We start from the raw sequence: 19,067 nt of genomic DNA on the forward strand, positions 1-19,067 counted from the left end.
TCTTGACTTCTCTCTTCTTATGTTGTATATTGGTGTTATCAATTAACAGAATATGTTCCGCCTTTCAAACTATAGGAAGCCGTGAAGTATTTTGTTATTTGATAAATATTTTGATTGAGCACGATGTGCTTGGAAAGTTTAGGAGGATTTAATAATATGCAAAACGGTAAAGTAAAATGGTTTAACAATGAAAAAGGCTATGGGTTTATTGAAGTTGAAGGCGGAGACGACGTATTCGTTCATTTCACAGCTATTCAAGGTGACGGTTACAAATCACTTGAAGAAGGTCAAGCAGTTTCTTTCGAAATCGTTGAAGGTAACCGCGGACCACAAGCTGCTAATGTTGTAAAACTTTAATTTCGCGATTTTGGTTTCTTTTTGACCATTGTGAATATGAAAAGCTGGCGGTTTTCCGCCAGCTTTTTTTGATGTGCGCCCGGCATGTACATGAACTATAGGGTGTAAGTCCCGAACCCCGAAGACAGAAGTAGAGGTTAGCCAAGAGCAAGGGTGTCCGTGGTGACGCGGAATCTGAAGGAAGCTGGAGGCAAAACACCGGTCCGAGGAACACGAACCTCATATAAGGCTAGGTATGATTGAGTGAGTTTGCATAACAAAACAAAGCTCTTTCTGTCGAAGGTCATATCGAGTAAATGAGGCGGATAGATGGTGTGAAAGTGCATGTACTTACCCGGGGAGGTCTGGCGGATATGTGAAGTACTCTTCATAACCTACTTAGTGATAAGTAGCTGAACCGTCAGAAGTCAGCAGAGGTCATAGTATTAGTTGGTCTAGAACAACTAAGAAGGACCGAACAATTAAGAGAGAATAGCCCTTGGTATTCAGTGAGTCATGATGAACACAGAAAACGTAGTACCTCACTTGAGGGAGGAAGCGGTGAATCCCGTGGGAGACCTCTTGGAGGGTGGAGTGACCACTGGCATAAAGAGAACAGCTATTCACGGAAGTTATAAAGACTTGCGTCAATTATCTTAATTGAACCGCCGTATACGGAACCGTACGTACGGTGGTGTGAGAGGACGGGAGTTAATCGCTCCCTCCTACTCGATTCTTGAAAGAATGAATGAAACATCTTCAAGATTGCGATTCGATTACTGCGATTTACTGATGAACGGATTCAACATGGAAAAACAGAAACGAAATTCTTCGCATGCGGACAGCTCCTCAACATCTTTCTCTCCATCTTAAAGTCGCCGTCCGTATTCTTTAAGTTTTTCTCCTACTGTACATTCACGAATACAAAATCGGTGAGCCCTTGTTTTCCCATATTCTTTTCGCAACGTGGATTTCACTAAACATCCTCGACAATATGTTTGTAGTAATTCATCCACCTCTTCCAACAACTGTTTCCTATCCAATTGAGTCAACACCCTTCGTACTGAACGATTTTATTTATCATCATAATTTCGAATGACTGTTTATTGTAATTCCTTTCAGCGCTTGGCTCGCTAATTTGTCCGCTTCTTTATTTTGCTTTCTATCCACCTCTTTGTAAAGAGGCTTTATTTGCAGTTCGTTGATTTTCGCTTCAATCCTGTCCAGCCATTTATTTAGATTTTCTTCAAAGCACGGCCACTCCCCGGACAGCTGTTTTAATACCCCTAATGAATCGCCGGAAATGGTGCATACCGTATTTTTGACCCCTAGTTCTTCCAGCATTTGCATGGCTTGATATAAAGCTGCATATTCCGCTTCATTATTGGATTCTAGTTCATCTAGCTTATGGTTGGCTCTTATCCTGTAGGGCACCCCACTTTTTGTGTAATAAATAACGATACCAGTGCCTGCTGTAAATGTGTTACGGTCAAATCCTCCGTCAAAATACACCGTGATATCAACCGGCTCTTCCTCCAGCTTTTCGTTTAATTTTATATATTCTTTTTTGGACCACTGATTTTGCAACTCGTCGATGACAACTACTTGCTTCAATCTTCCGGTCTTTTCTAAATCTTGGATCAGCGGCAGAACTTTTTCTTTCTCCATCCAGTCTGATTCAAACCATATTTCCTGGATTTTCTTTTGGCTGTATAGCCATTTTATTTTCATTTTCATCTTGTTCACCTGTTCCTATCTTTGCACATGTCTTTTTGTTTAGTATAATGAATTTTATGATCATTTTATAAAGTGAAACTTTCATCAATGGAGATCGTTCCCATTGATGGTTAGTCGAACTGATCAAAAGCATTCTCGCCGTTCTGTTGGAGAGACTGCTTCTTTTTCTTTATACAACCAACTTACATATTTATATATTTTCCTATTGTTTAAAAATGTTTCAAGGGACTTTCCGTTTTAATGATGATTGCACATTTCAATCTGATTTTCCATTTGTTTTATTTTATGTCAGATTCGATTTCTTAGCATTCTTTCTGGCAACGGAAATCAAAAAATGTCATCGCTTTTGAGTTTGTTTGAGCACTTGAATGTTCGATTGAGCTGATTTTAAAGAACGAATTCCTTGAGAATTGATTTCACCACTTTCGTATACGTGTATTTCTTGCCGGAGGTTCCGTTTCATGAAAGGAGACAGTATGATGAAATGGCTTTCTGATATTTCATTATTCATAGTTGCACTTGTATGGGGCTCAACATTTGTGATGATTCAAAACGCAATTGACTTTTTGCCGCCACTCTTCTTTAATGGTGTAAGGTTTGGTTTGGCCGGGCTTGTCATGTTTCTCATTGTCGTGCTTCGAAAAGATCAAAAAACCTTTTCTTTCAATGCGATCGGCTATGGAAGTGTACTTGGATTATGCTTGTTTATTGGATATGCTTTCCAAACGGTCGGGCTATTGTACACCACTGTTGCCAAATCGAGTTTTATCACTGGATTGTATGTTGTTTTTGTTCAGTTTTTGGCTTTCGTTCTTTTGAAAATAAAACCTTCTTTTTCTGCCATCGTAGGCTCGTTTACAGCGGCTTTAGGTCTTTATTTACTTACTTCGGCAGGTGATGGAGGTAGCTGGAATAAAGGGGATGTTCTCAGTTTATTTTGCGCCATTGCGTTCGCATTTCATATCGTATTGACAGGAAAATTTACCCATAAAGCTTCCGTGCTGATGTTAACGACCGTCCAATTTTTCACCGTATCCATTCTTAGTTTCATTGGATCCTTCCTGTTGGAGAATTGGCAAACAACTTTTCAACTTTCTGTTCTTATAAAACCTTCTGTTTTTTATCCGTTACTGATGACTTCCTTGTTGGCAACGGACGCTGCTTTTTTTATTCAAACATACGCCCAAAAATATACGTCCCCGCCAAAGGTGGCTTTCATCTTGTCAATGGAACCTGTATTTGGAGTCCTGACCGCCTATTTTTGGATCGGTGAACGGCTGTCATGGTCAGGAGTGACCGGTTCTTTATTGATTTTTCTAAGTATGGTGATATCAGAAGTGCCTATTTTTCAGTATTTTTTCCGGAAAAAGGCCGGTTAAATAAACCAAAAGAAAGAAGCTAATCTTTGGCAATCACTTAATCCAATCGGAAAGCAATCATTTTCTTAGACTTCTAGAAATGAATAGAGAAAAGAACTTTCACGAAACTGTTGAAAAGGAACAACAGTCAAATCAAATCTCTTCGTTTGTCCTTTTGGGAGTTCATGTGCGACAAAACACCAGTTTCATAACTTTTAATAATAAGAAACATCCCTCCCAAGTGTATAAGTTTTCAAACAACAAAAAATGGTTTCCTACCATTCTATCAGGTTGAAAATCCTGTACAGGTTATTCCAACAGGATTAGATCGAGATTGAACTTGAGATAACGAGAGAGTCTACTCAAATAGACTCCTATTGCATTCCTTCGCATCCAGATGAACATTTCAGAACCATTTATGCGATTAAGAGGCTGTAGTGAAAAAAAGACGTTTCTGCTCGTCGTATCTTGATAAGTATAAAAAATCATCAACACTCCGTTTCCCCTATTCACTGGCCTGCTTTTCTTTTCAGATAGAGCGGCTGCTTTGCATAAAATGAACTCCCTCCAGAGAAAGTAAAGATGGAGGTGACCATCATGAGCAAAAACAGAAACCGAGGAAGAGGAACAAAAGCACCAGGCGTTAATCCGCAAGGCTATGGCCAAGATGCCGATTTTACTCCCGATCCTAAAAGCCGATTGGAAAATGCAGCCAAAAAATCGAATAAAAAATAGCCAATGACTGTTTTAATTTAAATACTTTTACGAAAAAGCGCTTCTTTCGATTTACTGTTAAAAAAAGGCGGTGGGCAACATATTTTGCTCACCGCTCATTGGATAACAGTTTGGCCGATTGACTTTGATTCCATCGTAATAAAAGTGGTTTTAACGTTTTGAATTCATACTGTTCGATACACTCCATAATAGAATCGAGAAACGGCTCCCAACGCGCCTGTTCCTTATTCCAGCTAATTGGAGCATCACAATGGATGGTTGCTAATTTCCGCGACAGGAAAAGCATATCTAAATCTTCTTCTATTTTCTTTTTCTGAGAAGGCGACAGCAAAGAAAGATTTTCAAGGATTCCTTCGATAGAACCAAATTGTTGTATTAATTTCAGTGCCGTTTTTTCTCCAATGCCTTTCACACCCGGGTAGCCGTCGCTCGGATCTCCCATCAATGCTTTGACATCTATAAACTGTTGGGGCGTCACACCGTATTCTTCATAGAATCTTTCGTATGTGTAAAATGCATAGTTTCCATACCCTTTTTTCAGAAGCATGACATCGATATGTTCATCCAGCAATTGCAGCAAATCTCTGTCTCCGCTTAAGATCGTGACTTTTTTGGGGTGTTCCCTTTTAGCGATGGTTCCAATGCAATCATCTGCTTCGAAACCTTCCACTCCAATATTCGGAAGTTGAAAAAAATCAGTCGCTTTCTTCGCCAGGTCAAATTGAGGAATCAACTCAACCGGCGGTGCCTCACGGTTGCTTTTATAATCAGGAAAAAGGTCGTTTCGAAATGTATTACCACCCATGTCCCAACATACCGCGATATGCGTCGGCTGAATCTTCTCTACCGCTGTCAGCAAATGCTTTATGTATCCTTGCACGCCATTAGTCGGCATCCCTTTCGAATTGATCATAAATTGTCCCGTCACAGCCGTTGCGTAAAAAGACCGAAACAAAAGCGCCATTCCGTCTACGATTAAAAGATGTTCATTCTCTTTCATTCCGTCACCCCATTGTTGAATATGAACTTCCTTTCATACTACCATAATTCATTGATTCTAGAAAGAATTCCATTTTCCATGATAAAGAACAATGGCCTTGTCGGCATTGTTGACAAACTGCCGTTCAGTCATCTTAACATGATGGTGTTTCTCTTTTTTGTTCAAAAAAACCGGAGCTTCGATTGAAAGCCCCGGACTGATTCTTTTCTTCCTAGGACGACCTCTGTTCCAATACCTCGCCTTTCTCTTTTTTCATCAATTTCCTTACATGGTCTTTTGGTGTCCAGCAGTTGAACCGATAATAAGTTTTCGTTTCATAGCCTAAGCGGAGACAGCGAAAAAGCATTCCACTTTCCGTTTTTTCGGCTGAAAAATGAATGCAGGTGGCGCATGCGTGGAACCGGTTGACAGACAAATCCAATCTCCTCCTAAGCGATGTCTTTTTGAAGCACCTTCAGCACTTCTTTCCATTCCTGTATATTTTCCGTTGCTTCCAACGCTTCCATCCAAGCGGAGAATTGTTCCTCGCATTCAGATGCCAAGCTGTTCTTCAGGCGGTTGAATTGTTCGTCCAAAATCTCTTTTATCCATTGGCTCAATTTTTCTTTTTCGTTAAAAAGATATTGATCGGCTAACGGCGACAGTATGTCTTCCAATTTATTCTGCATGAGCTGTTTCTCATTCTTTTCAAAAAACGTTTTGGCATTTTTGAAAAGAGCGAGCGCCGGTGAAAACGTTTCTTGTGGAAGAGAATGAAACGCTGCCGGAAATTCAGGCGTTTCTTTCGTCGGCCATTCCAAATCAGAAAAGTAAAGCTGTTCTTGAATACTTTGATAGTGTTCGTGCAAACTTTTTTGCTTCGCATTTAAAACTTGGTGTAGAAATTTCTCCGCCCGCAAGCTTGTGGCCCGCATTTCTTGAGACAAATCAAATCCGATAGAACTCAAAAAGTCCTCTAATGCTGTACGAAGTGCTGCCTTTCCGCTTGACGGCTGCAAAACAGATGGATTAAAAGATTCTTTAAAAAAGTCTGGAAGCCGATAAAAAACACGTTGTTTCACATAATACACGAGCTCGTCGATTTCTTGACACAACCGTTTCCACAAAAAATCGGGAGTTTCCTTTTGCAAATGTTGGCTGATTTGCTCTTTTTGCTTTGCCAGCAATGCTTTCTTTTCTTTTCGGTTTTCCCGATTCTCCTCTGCCGTTTTGATCAATTGCTCCAGCTGCAAGACTGCACGCTTCATATCACGTTCTGCAGATTGTATGGCAATCTTCGTTAAATCATATTGTAAAAAAGATTCGAATGCTGATTGAAACGACTCTATCCGCGATTGCTTTCGTTTGTTCGGGTCTAGAGCAAGCAGGCTTGAGACGCCGTAAATTCGCGGGAAGCGAATGCCATACTGCAGCAACTGACCTTGAACATACGATAAAACATCCGCCATTTCTTCCTCATCATTAGCAAGATCTACGGCATTAACGATAAAAAACATTTTATCCAATTCAAACGAGTCTTTCACCCGGCCAAGCTGAATCAAGAATTCACGATCTGCTTTTGAAAATGCGTGGTTATAATAGGTCACAAATAAAATCGCATCGGAGTTTTTAATATACTCAAAGGCGACTCCCGTATGGCGGGCATTGATAGAATCAACTCCCGGAGTGTCAACCAATGTGATTCCCAATCTGGTAAATTCACAATCATAATAAAGATCGATGGATTCTACAAAACAGCTTTGACGTTCATTGGCCACAAACCCCCGGAAAGTATCCAAATCGACGACGAGCGTTTCCCCTAAATGGTCTTTATATTCCGGAAATCCTTCATAAAACGCTTTTAAAAAGGACAGATGAATATTTTCTTTTCCATTTTTATTCTCGTTTGCAGTAATGTTTGGAATGCGTTCATATCCTTCCTCAAGGGAATCCGCCATCACATGAAAAACACCTAAAGAGGACTGCAAATCGGAAAGCATTTCTTCCCTTGTTTTCAAATGGACAGCCGCTGTCCGATCATGATAGATTTCATTAGGTGGGTGAATACGATTGACTGCCGCTGTCGTTGGATTAGGGGAAACCGGCAGCACTTTTTCACCAAGCATGGCATTGGCAAAGGAAGACTTTCCGGCACTGAAAGCACCGAATAATGCAATCGTAAATTCTTGTTTTCCTAAGCGGTTCGCTTTCTCCTCCAATTCTTTCCGCAAATATTTAAAGCCCGGAATTCCTTTTAAAGCTTCGCTCCATCGATGCATTTTCTCTGCGATGATGACAGGAGAAAAAGCCGGCGCTTCAGATTCAGCTTTTTTATACTCGCTTTCTCTTCTTTGGATTTTTGGAATCGATTTTGTTTTTGATGGATTCGTTTCTTTTGTAAAAATTTCCGCTTCCTGCTCTTCGGCTTCCCATTTCCGTATTCTTTCATCGAAGGTCGGAGAATAAGAGTACGTGCCGGTTTTCAACATTGCAAACGCTTTTTTTCTTTCGTCTTCAAGAATGTCAAGTTCTTTCCATTGAAGCACAGCATTTTTCTTTTGATTCCACTCTGTCCATTCGTTTTGCAATGATCCTAGATCCGACTGCCATTTTTGCTCCAGAATCGATTTGGCCGTTTCCAGCCATTCATTGCTGGCCATCCGAGCCATCTTTTTTAGCTTTTCGGCTACTTCGTCGCAATAATGCAGCACGGAATCACCTGTTACTTGAGCGCCCGGTTTAATCGCCGACGTTAAAAGCGCTGAATCCAATTGGACCCTAAATTCTTCCGCCTTCATTGCTAAATCGTCATGAACGAGATTGTATTTTTTCAGCCATTTTGCCTGCAAGTCACGAATATGCCATTCGACCTGGGCCTTTACTTTTTCCTGCAAGTCAGCTAAAAACAGATCTAATCGACGGGTCTTTTCTTCTTCCGTTTTTTTCTTGCTGAAAAAAAAGCCGACTTTAAAATCAGGCTGGTACGCTTCTAAAAAGGACTTGGCAAGTTCCCGCGTCTGCGCCGGCATGATATAAGCATTTTTTAAAATGGTTTCCCGTTCGTTTTCCAATTCCTCCACTGCTTTTTGAACATCTTTTTGTTCGATTTTTATTCTTAGTTGTTCTTCCTTTGCGAAAATCTCTTTTTCATTCCATTCGTTTCCTAGTATTGCCGCAAGCTGCTCTCTTTTTTCGTCTTGTTCTTTTTTCAACCATTCCAAATGCTCCGCAATCAGCCGCTCCGTCATCGCTTCGGCAGACTGCAAGGATAACTCCTCCCGCATTTGGATGCTATCTGCCACCAGCTTTTTCACAACGGAAAAATCATTGAATGGATGATCAGGCTCTTTTAAGCTTGTAAAATAAAATCCTTCCGGACGGACTCCCCAATCATCAAAAGCACGGTAAACTGATTGCCGAAATTCATCAAAAGACAATTCTTCTTGATGATGCTTGTCAATCTGATTAATAATTAAGTACAATTTTGCTCCATGGGAAAGGAGCTCTTTTGTATACGTAAAATTCAATTCTGATTGCACATGATTATAGTCCATGACATAAAACACCATATCAGCCAAATGCAAAGCCGACTCTGTGGAAATGCGGTGGGCATCATCGGTTGAATCAATCCCAGGTGTATCCATCACCGTTAAGGTTTTCGGCAGCTTGGACTGCTTGCGGCCGATTTCAATGGATTCCACTTCCATGCCATTTTTACAAAATTCTTTTATTGTATCAAACTCGTACGAACCTTTGAACAAAAGCGGTTTGCGGTTTCGATACAAAATTTTCGCAAAGTCCTCGTCGGCATGGCGAATTTTGACTAAATTAGCGCTTGTCGGAATCGGACTCGACGGCAAAATCGATTCCCCTGTCAGCTGATTGATCATCGTTGATTTTCCAGCTGAAAAATGACCGCAAAAAGCAATAATAAATTCCTCTCGATAGAGCTTTTTTAGAAATCTTTTTGCTTTTTCCGCCCTTTCATGGTCTCCGAATTGCTGAAACCGTTCATAAAGCATCATGCTTTTCGCCATCATTTGTTCCGTTGTCTTATGTTTATGTGCAGTTGACATGTATTCCCTTAACCCCTTTATCGCTTAAACTAAAACCGTTCAGCACGGCGCTGATAGAATAAAATTCTCTTTTTATTTTATCGGAAATTCTCCTCTATTCCCATAAATATTTTTATTTTCAGAAAAACACTAATATAGTTTTTTCATTGATTCCCCTTCATTCTAATACAGTCCAGTTTTATATGAAAGAACGATTTAAAGGGATGGGCAGCCAAAATTTTCTCTTTCCAAAACAATAAAAAAGACAAACATTTTGTTTGCCTTTAACGGTGGGAATGTATTGGGACATAAACGGGATCGTCTTTTGATTCTTGCTGAGATGGACGAGAAGCAGAGGACAGACTTTCAGGCTGAAGAACATGATTCAGTACGTATTTTAATGTTAATCCGCAAATAACGACCGTTAAAAGGATGAAAATAGCGATCATGGCTTTGCTCCTCTCTTTTCATGCACATGATAATCATTTTCATTAGTAATTAGACTATAGCATAAACGAGAATCATTTTCAATGTCATTTTTCACGTACATTTCGTTTTCGCTTTGGCCAAAGCTGGCGCTCCAGCAAGTCTTGATATAATTTGTGTAGGCTAAAAGAGCTTTTTCTTCCGTTCGGATGCGAATGCGGAGCATCGATTGATTGAGGAGAAAAAATAAGAACAAGGTGATATACGCTTGGAACAGAAGCGGGATTAAGATCAATTCGAGTGTGACAAGCCAATAATTAGGATGTCTAATCCATCGGTAAGGTCCTTTTTTAATCGCTTCCGCTCCTTTAAGCACGATAATTTTTGTATTCCAATAAGGGCCTAACGAAGTGATAATCCATATCCTTGCCATTTGAAGGCAAAAAAACAGTAACAATAAAAAAATCCAATAACGATGAGGTGTTTTGCCAAAACCTTGAACTTCAGCTAAAAGGGATAGAAAAAAAAGCACAGTGCAGGAGGACCATCCAAGGATAATGACCAGAGCCGAATTCCACTGCTCCTTTATCGATCAGCCGTTTTTCGTTCCTTTTCGCTATTCTCAGTTCGATCAACCGTTGCAATACTAACCAACTTAATACGAAAAAAAACAGCATTATGTCCACCTCATGAGCAAAAGTTCTGTGCTGAATCCCGGCCCAAGGGCACAGGCAAGTCCGATTTCGTCGCTGCGGATCGATTTTTTCAGCACTCGTTCCAACACATAAAAAATGGTGGGGGAAGACATATTTCCGTATTTTCTCAAAATGAAAGCAGCATCTGCTGTCATTTCGCGATGAATGCCAAAAGCTTCTTCATAGGCTTGAATGACCTTTTTCCCTCCAGGATGGGCGATAAAATGGGATATTTCGTTCCAAGAAAGTTTTTGCTCAGCCAAAAAATCTTCTACAACTGGTTTAAGCCAATTTGCCACTAGGGTCGGGATATCCTTTGAAAAAATAACATACAGACCGTTATTGCGTATATCCCATCCCATGACATCAAGTGCGTCTTTTTTTAGCACACTTTTGGCTGCAAAAATATGTGGGAGAGTCTGTTTCGCTTTCACTACTGGACTCTCCACGCCGCAAACGAGCATACACGCCGCTCCGTCACCGAATAAAGAAGTACCGATCAAATTGCTTTTAGATCGGTCATCTAATTGAAACGTCAAACTGCATAACTCAACTGCCAAAACGAGCACATTTGCCTTTGGAAAGGCTTTGCAATACTCAAACGCCCGAGCCAGCCCCGATGCTCCGCCTGCGCATCCTAATCCCCATATAGGAATTCGTTTCACAGACGAAGAGAACGGAAGTATATTCATAATTCTCGCTTCCAGGCTGGGGGTGGAGAGTCCCGTCGTGCAAACGGTAAAAATCGCCTCAATATCTTCATAATGGAGCGGTTGTTTGTCCAGGCAATTTTGAATGGCCTCTTTCCCTAACCGCACTGCTTCTTCAACAAACAGCCGATTACGCTCTTCCATATCATGAAATGTTTGATACCACTCTATGGGCTTCACAAAATAACGAGTCTCAATTTCGGCATTTTGAAACACTTTCAGCATCCTGTCCACAGGGGGATAACCGGAAAAAATCTGTTTTACCAATGCTTGTACTTCCTCTTGGGAGGCACAATAGTCAGGATTGGCATGCCCCGCCGCTACAATCATTCCCATCGGAATCCTCTCCTGTTTTGTAGTAATAATAGTTTTTCCTTCCGATTGACAGTTATGATTCCAAAAATCAAGACAATCTGTCCGGGCATCCTGTGAATAGAACAAAAGTTTCACCGCAAACAACACTGGCCCAGCATACCCCCGGATTTGGTATGAAGGGCCAAATAAAAAAGCAAGGAATCGAGTCCCTTGCCTTTCATTTATTTTTTCCAGCTAAATTTTTGAATATTTTTATGAAATTTTCTGTTGAATCACAGCTGTGCTTTTATCTGTTCTTTTGCCAATCATATGAAACACGATATTCAAAACAATGGCTGTCACACTTCCAGCCACAATTCCATTTCCTGTTAATATTTGCAGAGCTTTCGGTAATTGGCCAAATAAATCCGGCACCACTGTCACTCCAAGTCCCATCCCAATGGAACAAGCCATAATCAATAAATTTTCTTGCGATGTAAAATCGACTTTGCTTAGCATTTTAATTCCTTGAGCTATGACCATGCCAAACATTGCCACCATTGCCCCGCCTAAAACAGAGGACGGGATGATCGTTGTAAAAGCTCCTATCTTTGGAATCAATCCAAGAAGCATTAAAATGAACGCCGTTACGAATATAACAGATCTTGATTTGACGCCGGATAGTTGGATAAGTCCGATATTTTGCGAAAAAGCCGTGTACGGAAAAGAATTAAAGAGAGATCCTAAAATACTGGCAATCCCTTCAGAACGATATCCTTTTTTGAGATCATCTTCATTTACTTTCTTTTCACAAATATCTGCCGCCGCAAAATAGACGCCGGTTGACTCAACAAGACTCACAATCGCCACAAAAATCATGGTCAAAATGGAAGTCCAATGAAAAGCTGGCACACCCAATACAAACGGCTTAATCATATGGAACCAGGATGCTTCCGAAACGGGTGAAAAATCCACTTTTCCCATCATTGCTGCCGCCATTGTACCAGCCAATAACCCAAGAAGAACAGAAATGGATCGAATAAAACCTGTGAAAAAACGATAAAGTACGATAATGACAATTAATGTTCCAAAAGAAAGGGCAATATTGGCAGGAGAACCGAAATCGGGGCTTCCTTCTCCTCCGGCCATATTTTTCATGGCAACAGGTATTAGTGTAAGACCAATAATCGTAACAACAGAGCCCGTTACGATCGGCGGGAAAAATGGGACAAGTCTGCTGAAAACAGGCGCAATCAGCACGACAAAAATCCCTGAAGCCAAAATGGCTCCATAAACACCCGGCAAGCCGTACGACTGTCCGATGGCGATCATCGGAGCAACAGCCGTAAATGTACATCCCAACACAATCGGCAAACCGATTCCAAACCATTTTCCTTTCCATACTTGCAAGAAGGTCGCTATCCCGCACATAAAAATATCAATCGATACTAGATAGGTTAATTGTTCGCTGGTCATTTTCAACGCACTGCCTGTAATTAAAGGAACAATCACCGCCCCAGCATACATGGCCAAAACATGCTGCAGCCCTAACGAAGCCGTTTGGATCCATCGGTTTTTCATAGCAATGCCTCCTCATGGAATCGTACTTTACCGTTTTCCAATGACTGAATTCGGACCAGCGACTCCACTCGAATATTTTGCTTACGAAGAAGGGAACCGCCATTTTGAAAGGCCTTTTCAATCACGATGCCTATTCCAACGAGGTGTGCACCTGCTTGTTTTAAGATATCCAATAAGGCGCAAGCTGCTTGTCCGTTTGCCAAAAAATCGTCGATAATCAGGACACGATCGCTTTCGTTTAAATATTTTTTCGATACATAGATGGTGCTCTTCTCACGTTTTGTAAAAGAGTACACCTCTGATAAATAAACATTTTCCGACAAAGTCAAAGATTTGTTTTTGCGAGCGAAAATAGCCGGCACTTTCAGTTCAAGAGCCGTCATGACCGCCGGAGCAATACCGCTTGATTCCAATGTCAGCACCTTTGTAATGGACTCGTTTTGAAATCTTTTCGCAAACTCTTCCCCCATTTCCTTGACAAGGAAAGGATCGATTTGATGGTTCAGGAAGGAATCGACTTTCAGCACCTGATCAGATAAAACCAAACCTTCCTTTAAAATTTTTTCTTCCAAATGCTTCATCATAGTCCTCCTTTTCTTTTGACCCGCAGAAAAGAAAAAAGCCCGCAGGTCATTGCATTCCCCAAACATGAGTGAAGCAATGCCCTTTGAGCTTTTAAAGGGACAAGGAAAAACAGGACAGATCAAATCAAATCGGTCCGCCTCATTGCTCACTCATAGTCAGACTGTTTACGGCAGTCCGGTAGAGACTGGCAAGCCATATTCTTGCCATTATATGAGTGAATGCATTTTGAAATTTTACTAACATTATAGCAAATTAGTAAGTGATTTCAATAGAAAATACGAACATTATTTTGTTTGAATAAATCTTTCCACGATATATTCCTCTTAATTCTGAACATTCTTTATTTTTCTGTTTTTTTATACTTTCGGAAAGATTCGCAGCGATGCTATTACGTTACCTATGGTTTACGGCCAACAATTAAAAAAATGCTTTCATACAAGCCCCTACTATTTAACGATAACGGTATCACACCAAAGCCATAAACTAGAAAAAGAGGAGAAACTTTTTTCTCCTCAAGAAACATGAAACGCTTTTTGATCGGATGATCCACTATATAACAATAAACTTCTAAAAAATGAGATCATGCCTTTTTCAAAGAAAATCAAACATGACGGTTTTCCGGTGAGCTATAACCGGTAAATGTCCGTATATTTATTGCGGATGTAACGGATGAAATATTCCGGATTTAATTCTTCTCCTGTCGCATCCATTAAAATTTCGAGCGGTTTTTTTAATTTTCCGTATTGGTGGACATTTTGATTGAGCCATTCTTTGATCTTAAGCAATTGGCCTGTTTCCAGAAGCCCCTCCAAATCAGGTAAATCCTTTTTCATACTGTAGTAAAATTGGGCTGCATACATAAGTCCGAGACCGTAGGAAGGAAAATAACCAAAATCTCCTCCTGCCCAGTGGATATCTTGGAGCACGCCTTCTCCATCGTTTTGAGGAGAAACGCCTAAGTATTCTTTATATTTTAAATTCCAAATTTCCGGTAAATCTTTCACCTGTATTTCATCTTGGAAAAGCGCTTTTTCTATTTCATACCGAATAATGATATGGAGCAGATAAGTACATTCATCGGCTTCGATCCGAATCAATCCCGGCTTTACTTCGTTCACCGCCCGATAAAACTCTTCTGTAGAAACGGTATCAAACTGGCCATTGGAATAGCGCTTCAAGAGATCAAAATGCTTTTTCCAAAAATGACGATGTCGGCCGATAAAATTTTCATAAAACAATGATTGTGATTCGTGAATGCCCATTGACGTGCCGGCACAGAGAGGTGTTCCGATCAAATCATGGCGGATATTTTGTTCATAAATGGCATGACCTCCTTCATGGATCGTACCGAATATGGCGACCCGGAAGTCTTGTTCATTATAGTGAGTCGTTACTCGAACATCACCCGGATTTAAGGCTATTTCAAAAGGATGAATCGTTTCGTCCAATCGGCCGGCTTCTAAATCATACCCCATTTTCTTTAATATCTGTAAGCTAAATAAGCGCTGATTTTCTTTTGGAAAATATTCAAATAAAAAATCGGTTTTTGGTTTATGAGGCGACTTCTCAATTTTTGAAACAAAATCTACCAGAAATGTCCGGACCTTTTTAAAAACAGGATCTAAAACATCCACTGTCACTCCTGGTTCGTACAAATCAAGCAATGCATTGTATGGATGGCCTTCATAGCCCCAATATTCAATAAATCTCTTCTTATACTCAACGATTTTTTCTAAATAAGGTCTAAACATTTCAAAACGACTTTCTTCTTTTGCTTGTTCCCATGCATTCTCCGCTTTTGACTGCAATATTATGTACTCTTTATATTCTTGAGTCGGAATTTTTTTATTGCGATGATATTCCTTTTTGCATTCTTCTAGTATTTTTGCAACTGTCGGCGAAAGCTTTTCTTCATGAGGGGATAAACTGGCAATAAAAGATGCCATTTCGTCGGAGACAGACATTTGAAACAATTCAGAAGACAATACCCCCACCACATTGGCACGCTGCTGAATTCCTTTTTTAGGCGCACCTGTCCGCATATCCCAATAAAGAAGATTTAAAGCCTCTTGAAAAGAGGTCATTTTTTGGATATATTGCAAAAAATCGTTTTCAATTTCTTTCGTCATTGGATTCATATAGGTCCCCCCTTTTCTCCGTATGAACCCATTTTACCACATTTTCCAAAAAATATCGGCGGGCTTTTAAAAACGGTCTAATTGCGAAGATTTCGAAAAGTATATTTGCTTTCTATAGATAAACCGACCACTCGCTATTTAATCGAACAATCCGATACAGTCTATTCGATACCGGAGCTTTCTGCACAAATATTAAACTGCGGGGAAGACCCCCGCCAATCAATATGATCTCACGTCTTTTGGTGGTTTCGGCCCCCAGTATTGATAAAAATCCGTTCTGATAAATCCGTTAAACAACTTTCTTTTTTTCGTTGCCGGTTTTCCATAAAATGTTTCAAATTGCCGATGGGAAGTCAAAATATAAATCGACCAAGTCTCTAATTTTGCAAAAGTCCTCCCCATTTCCCGATACATAGCCTCTACTTCCGCTTTTTCTCCTAACCGCTCTCCATACGGAGGATTCCCGACGATCACTCCGTATTGTTTTGTGGTATGAAGATCTTTTACCTGCATTTGCTTAAACTGAATCATTTCGCCTAGGCCAGCTTCGTAAGCGTTTTGTTTGGAAATGTCGATCATCCGATGATCGATATCCGTCCCCATAATATCCAATTCTCGGTCGTATTCGGCAAGATCTTCCACTTCAGTGCGAGCATCGTCCCAAATAGCGGTATCCATCCAAGGCCATGTTTCAGAAACAAAACTGCGATTGAATCCAGGAGCAATATTTTGACCAATTAATGCCGCTTCAATCGGAATGGTTCCCGAGCCACAAAAAGGGTCGATAAACGGACGGTCCGGCGTCCAATTCGTAAGCAATACTAAAGCCGCTGCCAGTGTTTCTTTTAACGGCGCTTCTCCCTGTCCAGCACGGTAGCCTCTCTTGTGCAGTCCGCTGCCCGATGTGTCTAGCAACAGTTCCACTTCGTCTTTATGGATGGCCACTTCAATTTTGAACAAAGCTCCGTTTTCTTCCAGCCATGAAGGGTGATGATACGCTTTTTTTAGACGTTCGACAATCGCTTTTTTGACGATCGCTTGGCAGTCCGGAACGCTGTACAGCTTGGATTTAACGGATTTGCCTTGAACGGGAAATTCAGCATCTACGGGCAAAAATTGTTCCCAAGGCAACGCTTTTGTTTGTTCAAAAAGTTCATCGAATGTGAATGCCTTAAAATGGCCGACGCGAATTTTGATCCGGTCCGCCGTTCTCAACCAAAGATTGGCACGGGCAATGGCTTTTTCATCACCTTGAAACAGGACTCTTCCGTTTTCGGTTTTGCATTCGTATCCCAAGTTTCTGATTTCCTTCGCCGCAATGGCTTCCAGTCCCATTGCAGTAGTCGCAATAATGGTATATGTTGACATTTCATCACCTATTCATTTTTCATTGATAACCGTATGTAGAACAAATGGGACTCCTTCTTAAACCCATAATAAAAGCTCCCCCAAAAGGAGAGCTTTTTATACATCCTATTCCCGATAATAACGTTCTGTAAGCCATGTTCTGTTCCTTCGTACTGCAAGCGACTGGGATAGTCTCGTACTCAGGCGGTAATCATCTATCTGCAAGCAAGAACATCTTGCTTGCCCTTCTCTCCGTTCATTTCCTTCGAGAAGGCGCCCCTACCATAATTTGGGTTGCTCACTCGCGGGGTTTACCTCGTTCCACCTTTGCGATTTCTCGCAAAGCTGCGTCACTGTGGCACTTTCAAGGTAATCATACCATATCCCTTTAAGGGACTTAGGTATTTTCCCTGCCGTCAGCCCAGCAAATGCCGAGCTGCCCTGGCTTATGGTTTCGCCAGGCACGAACACTACGGGCATCTCAGCACCGTGTGAGCATGGACTTTCCTCTGCAGCCTTTAAGGCGGCAGCGATTACCTGAACGTTATTATCCTTTTGGCTTGAACTATTATAAAAGAAACAGCGCAAAAATTCAACGTCATTTTCTTTATTCATGACGAAAAAGGTTAATCTTCATAAAGCTTATCGCCGAATACATGTTTTTCTAAATTGGAAAGTCTTTTTAAAATGTCATAATTGGTGACAGCTGGCTGCGGCTGGCTGGCCGGCTGCGTTTGAAGCCGTGACATGGATGGAGACTCCACTTTAGACGCTTTTTCAAGCTTCATTTTCAATCTTAAGTTTTCTTTTTGCAATTCTTCAATGGCTTGGTGAAAAGTTTCGTAATCTTTAATGACAAGATCCAAAAATTGGTCAACTTCTTCTTGATTATATCCCCGCATGCTTGTCTTAAATTCTTTTTCTAAAATATCTTTCGCCGTTAACTTTACTTTATTAGATAACATAAAAGCCATCACCTCTATTTTCAAAAGGTCCGCTTTCTCCAGCAGGACTCGACCATCCAGTATGGAGAGTACACTTTATTTTTTCAAATATATGGACTTTTGTCAATTATGAACCTACCAATCATGATTTTCCCATTGTTCTTCTTCTACAATGTTCTGCAAATCAAAAAAAGTGATTTGCTTAATTCTATAATACGGATTGATTTCTTGGTATTTTTTAGCTTGTTGATAAAGGTACTTTGGCGATCCTTCCTTTTCTTCATCATATAAAAGGACTAGACAATCGCTTTTTTGAAGAAAGAGCTTGTTTTTATTTTGAAATTGCCAGGGACCGGTATAAGGCTGTTTAGAAATGGAATCCACAAAATCTGCGTTGTTCAGAATGTCATAATACATCTCTTGGTTCGCTTCATTCCAATTTTTCTCCTGATCTAAAAAAGGAGTTAATACAGCCAGCTTTAAATCAGGATGTTCTATCCGCATGTTCAATACCACATCCGCTGTCCAGCACTCAACTCCCAATTGACCGCTAATCAGGACCCATTCAAGACCTTCTTCCAATAATTCTTGAATTTCTTTTTGAATGCCTTTTTTTATGTAATCAATCGCTTTGGCATCATGATGAAAAATACCTAATTCTATCGGCTTATATCCTGATACAGCAGCTACCTTCGTATCAATCCCTCCCATTGAGTTCAAAACAAGGTCCGTCCCCTTTCGCATAAGGGGCCAGACCCTTCCTGGTTTTGCCGCTCACTTTCCCTTAAAAGAAGCTAATTTTTCTCATAAACCGCAAAATAAGGCAATACTCGAAAAAAGTGTATCATTAGGCACTTACCGTTAAGGACCAAATAGCGGCCTTGGCTCCGGCCCGAATCCCACCAAATCTTGGTGAAGCGCATCATTCACTGTCGGTTCTGTATATGGAAAATAGCGCTGATGCTGAAAAACATGGTGATTAAAAGTGGTTGTATGACTTGGATGGATGTGTGGTACTACATAATGATGAATCAGATGATTTTCGCGATTAATTGTCGGATGAATAATCGGCGGTAATACTTTTGGTCTGCAATACATGTTTTTTCTCTTTTCTCTCCAGGTTTTTATATGAATAGCCTATGAGAAA

General features: G+C 40.6%; 18 protein-coding genes, 1 other RNA gene and 1 riboswitch. Of the genes, 3 read left to right on the plus strand and 16 right to left on the minus strand.

Going from position 1 to position 19,067, the window contains the following annotated elements; all coding sequences use genetic code 11:
* Window positions 1–156 precede the first annotated feature (156 nt).
* The gene (gene cspD / locus NST81_RS10735) at window positions 157–357 is read left to right on the plus strand and encodes a cold-shock protein CspD (protein ID WP_003355070.1); all 201 of its coding nucleotides are present in this window, start codon (window positions 157–159) and stop codon (window positions 355–357) included.
* Window positions 358–1,205: 848 nt separating this feature from the next.
* Here the strand turns inward: cspD and NST81_RS10740 are convergent.
* Together NST81_RS10740 and NST81_RS10745 are read right to left on the minus strand one after the other, a co-directional pair.
* Window positions 1,206–1,379 carry a zinc-finger domain-containing protein gene (locus tag NST81_RS10740; protein WP_081473103.1) on the minus strand — a complete coding sequence of 58 codons (174 nt, stop codon included), beginning with the start codon at window positions 1,377–1,379 and terminating at the stop codon, window positions 1,206–1,208.
* 40 nt (window positions 1,380–1,419) lie between these two features.
* Window positions 1,420–2,073, minus strand: coding sequence for a reverse transcriptase-like protein (locus NST81_RS10745; RefSeq protein ID WP_341029846.1), 654 nt, complete (start codon window positions 2,071–2,073; stop codon window positions 1,420–1,422).
* A 461-nt stretch (window positions 2,074–2,534) separates the two neighbouring features.
* Between NST81_RS10745 and NST81_RS10750 the strand changes: the two genes are divergently transcribed.
* On the plus strand, window positions 2,535–3,452 hold the full coding sequence (locus tag NST81_RS10750; RefSeq protein WP_244878001.1) for a DMT family transporter: 918 nt from the start codon (window positions 2,535–2,537) through the stop codon (window positions 3,450–3,452).
* 576 nt (window positions 3,453–4,028) lie between these two features.
* A complete protein-coding gene (sspL, locus tag NST81_RS10755) occupies window positions 4,029–4,166 on the plus strand; it encodes a small, acid-soluble spore protein L (protein WP_003355074.1) in 138 nt (45 codons plus the stop codon).
* An 88-nt stretch (window positions 4,167–4,254) separates the two neighbouring features.
* On the opposite strand, the gene NST81_RS10760 is transcribed toward sspL, so the two are convergent.
* The 14 genes from NST81_RS10760 to NST81_RS10825 form a co-directional block, all read right to left on the minus strand.
* Window positions 4,255–5,166, minus strand: coding sequence for a 5'-3' exonuclease (locus NST81_RS10760; protein ID WP_048623528.1), 912 nt, complete (start codon window positions 5,164–5,166; stop codon window positions 4,255–4,257).
* Between the two features lie 211 nt (window positions 5,167–5,377).
* Window positions 5,378–5,581, minus strand: coding sequence for a hypothetical protein (locus NST81_RS10765; RefSeq protein WP_040341714.1), 204 nt, complete (start codon window positions 5,579–5,581; stop codon window positions 5,378–5,380).
* A gap of 13 nt (window positions 5,582–5,594) precedes the next feature.
* The gene (locus NST81_RS10770) at window positions 5,595–9,221 is read right to left on the minus strand and encodes a dynamin family protein (RefSeq protein WP_341029847.1); all 3,627 of its coding nucleotides are present in this window, start codon (window positions 9,219–9,221) and stop codon (window positions 5,595–5,597) included.
* Window positions 9,222–9,484: 263 nt separating this feature from the next.
* Window positions 9,485–9,649: a hypothetical protein gene (locus NST81_RS10775; RefSeq protein ID WP_156179243.1), complete on the minus strand. Its 165-nt coding sequence runs from the start codon at window positions 9,647–9,649 to the stop codon at window positions 9,485–9,487.
* Window positions 9,646–10,158, minus strand: coding sequence for an isoprenylcysteine carboxylmethyltransferase family protein (locus NST81_RS10780; protein ID WP_341029849.1), 513 nt, complete (start codon window positions 10,156–10,158; stop codon window positions 9,646–9,648). Before NST81_RS10780 ends, NST81_RS10775 begins: the two co-directional genes overlap by 4 nt.
* Window positions 10,159–10,302: 144 nt before the next feature.
* Window positions 10,303–11,367: a type III polyketide synthase gene (locus NST81_RS10785; RefSeq protein WP_341029853.1), complete on the minus strand. Its 1,065-nt coding sequence runs from the start codon at window positions 11,365–11,367 to the stop codon at window positions 10,303–10,305.
* A gap of 231 nt (window positions 11,368–11,598) precedes the next feature.
* Complete coding sequence (locus tag NST81_RS10790) at window positions 11,599–12,906, minus strand: nucleobase:cation symporter-2 family protein (protein WP_048623531.1); 1,308 nt, start codon at window positions 12,904–12,906, stop codon at window positions 11,599–11,601.
* Complete coding sequence (locus NST81_RS10795; RefSeq protein ID WP_048623532.1) at window positions 12,903–13,487, minus strand: xanthine phosphoribosyltransferase; 585 nt, start codon at window positions 13,485–13,487, stop codon at window positions 12,903–12,905. The genes NST81_RS10790 and NST81_RS10795 overlap by 4 nt, the downstream gene beginning before the upstream one ends.
* Window positions 13,488–13,623: 136 nt before the next feature.
* Window positions 13,624–13,725, minus strand: a riboswitch (purine riboswitch).
* Window positions 13,726–14,117: 392 nt separating this feature from the next.
* A complete protein-coding gene (locus NST81_RS10800; RefSeq protein ID WP_048623533.1) occupies window positions 14,118–15,629 on the minus strand; it encodes a carboxypeptidase M32 in 1,512 nt (503 codons plus the stop codon).
* Between the two features lie 219 nt (window positions 15,630–15,848).
* Window positions 15,849–16,997: a THUMP domain-containing class I SAM-dependent RNA methyltransferase gene (locus tag NST81_RS10805; protein ID WP_341029855.1), complete on the minus strand. Its 1,149-nt coding sequence runs from the start codon at window positions 16,995–16,997 to the stop codon at window positions 15,849–15,851.
* 123 nt (window positions 16,998–17,120) lie between these two features.
* Window positions 17,121–17,521: RNase P RNA component class B (gene rnpB / locus NST81_RS10810), an RNA gene on the minus strand.
* Between the two features lie 81 nt (window positions 17,522–17,602).
* A complete protein-coding gene (gene gpsB, locus NST81_RS10815) occupies window positions 17,603–17,941 on the minus strand; it encodes a cell division regulator GpsB (protein WP_003355088.1) in 339 nt (112 codons plus the stop codon).
* 114 nt (window positions 17,942–18,055) lie between these two features.
* The gene (locus NST81_RS10820; protein ID WP_048624476.1) at window positions 18,056–18,631 is read right to left on the minus strand and encodes a DUF1273 domain-containing protein; all 576 of its coding nucleotides are present in this window, start codon (window positions 18,629–18,631) and stop codon (window positions 18,056–18,058) included.
* Between the two features lie 150 nt (window positions 18,632–18,781).
* Complete coding sequence (locus NST81_RS10825) at window positions 18,782–19,018, minus strand: CotD family spore coat protein (RefSeq protein WP_048623536.1); 237 nt, start codon at window positions 19,016–19,018, stop codon at window positions 18,782–18,784.
* Window positions 19,019–19,067 lie beyond the last annotated feature (49 nt).

This window comes from Bacillus sp. FSL W8-0223, from assembly GCF_038006805.1.
Classification (GTDB): Bacteria; Bacillota; Bacilli; order Bacillales; family DSM-4216; genus Bacillus_O; species Bacillus_O smithii.

Bases quoted from the DNA above. Each gene is read 5' to 3' on its own strand.
- cspD (WP_003355070.1), top strand. From the start codon at position 157: ATGCAAAACGGTAAAGTAAAATGGTTTAACAATGAAAAAGGCTATGGG.
- NST81_RS10745 (WP_341029846.1), bottom strand. From the start codon at position 2,073: ATGAAAATGAAAATAAAATGGCTATACAGCCAAAAGAAAATCCAGGAA.
- NST81_RS10750 (WP_244878001.1), top strand. From the start codon at position 2,535: ATGAAAGGAGACAGTATGATGAAATGGCTTTCTGATATTTCATTATTC.
- sspL (WP_003355074.1), top strand. From the start codon at position 4,029: ATGAGCAAAAACAGAAACCGAGGAAGAGGAACAAAAGCACCAGGCGTT.
- NST81_RS10760 (WP_048623528.1), bottom strand. From the start codon at position 5,166: ATGAAAGAGAATGAACATCTTTTAATCGTAGACGGAATGGCGCTTTTG.
- NST81_RS10770 (WP_341029847.1), bottom strand. From the start codon at position 9,221: ATGTCAACTGCACATAAACATAAGACAACGGAACAAATGATGGCGAAA.
- NST81_RS10775 (WP_156179243.1), bottom strand. From the start codon at position 9,649: ATGATCGCTATTTTCATCCTTTTAACGGTCGTTATTTGCGGATTAACA.
- NST81_RS10785 (WP_341029853.1), bottom strand. From the start codon at position 11,367: ATGGGAATGATTGTAGCGGCGGGGCATGCCAATCCTGACTATTGTGCC.
- NST81_RS10790 (WP_048623531.1), bottom strand. From the start codon at position 12,906: ATGAAAAACCGATGGATCCAAACGGCTTCGTTAGGGCTGCAGCATGTT.
- NST81_RS10795 (WP_048623532.1), bottom strand. From the start codon at position 13,487: ATGAAGCATTTGGAAGAAAAAATTTTAAAGGAAGGTTTGGTTTTATCT.
- NST81_RS10800 (WP_048623533.1), bottom strand. From the start codon at position 15,629: ATGAATCCAATGACGAAAGAAATTGAAAACGATTTTTTGCAATATATC.
- NST81_RS10805 (WP_341029855.1), bottom strand. From the start codon at position 16,997: ATGTCAACATATACCATTATTGCGACTACTGCAATGGGACTGGAAGCC.
- gpsB (WP_003355088.1), bottom strand. From the start codon at position 17,941: ATGTTATCTAATAAAGTAAAGTTAACGGCGAAAGATATTTTAGAAAAA.
- NST81_RS10820 (WP_048624476.1), bottom strand. From the start codon at position 18,631: ATGGGAGGGATTGATACGAAGGTAGCTGCTGTATCAGGATATAAGCCG.
- NST81_RS10825 (WP_048623536.1), bottom strand. From the start codon at position 19,018: ATGTATTGCAGACCAAAAGTATTACCGCCGATTATTCATCCGACAATT.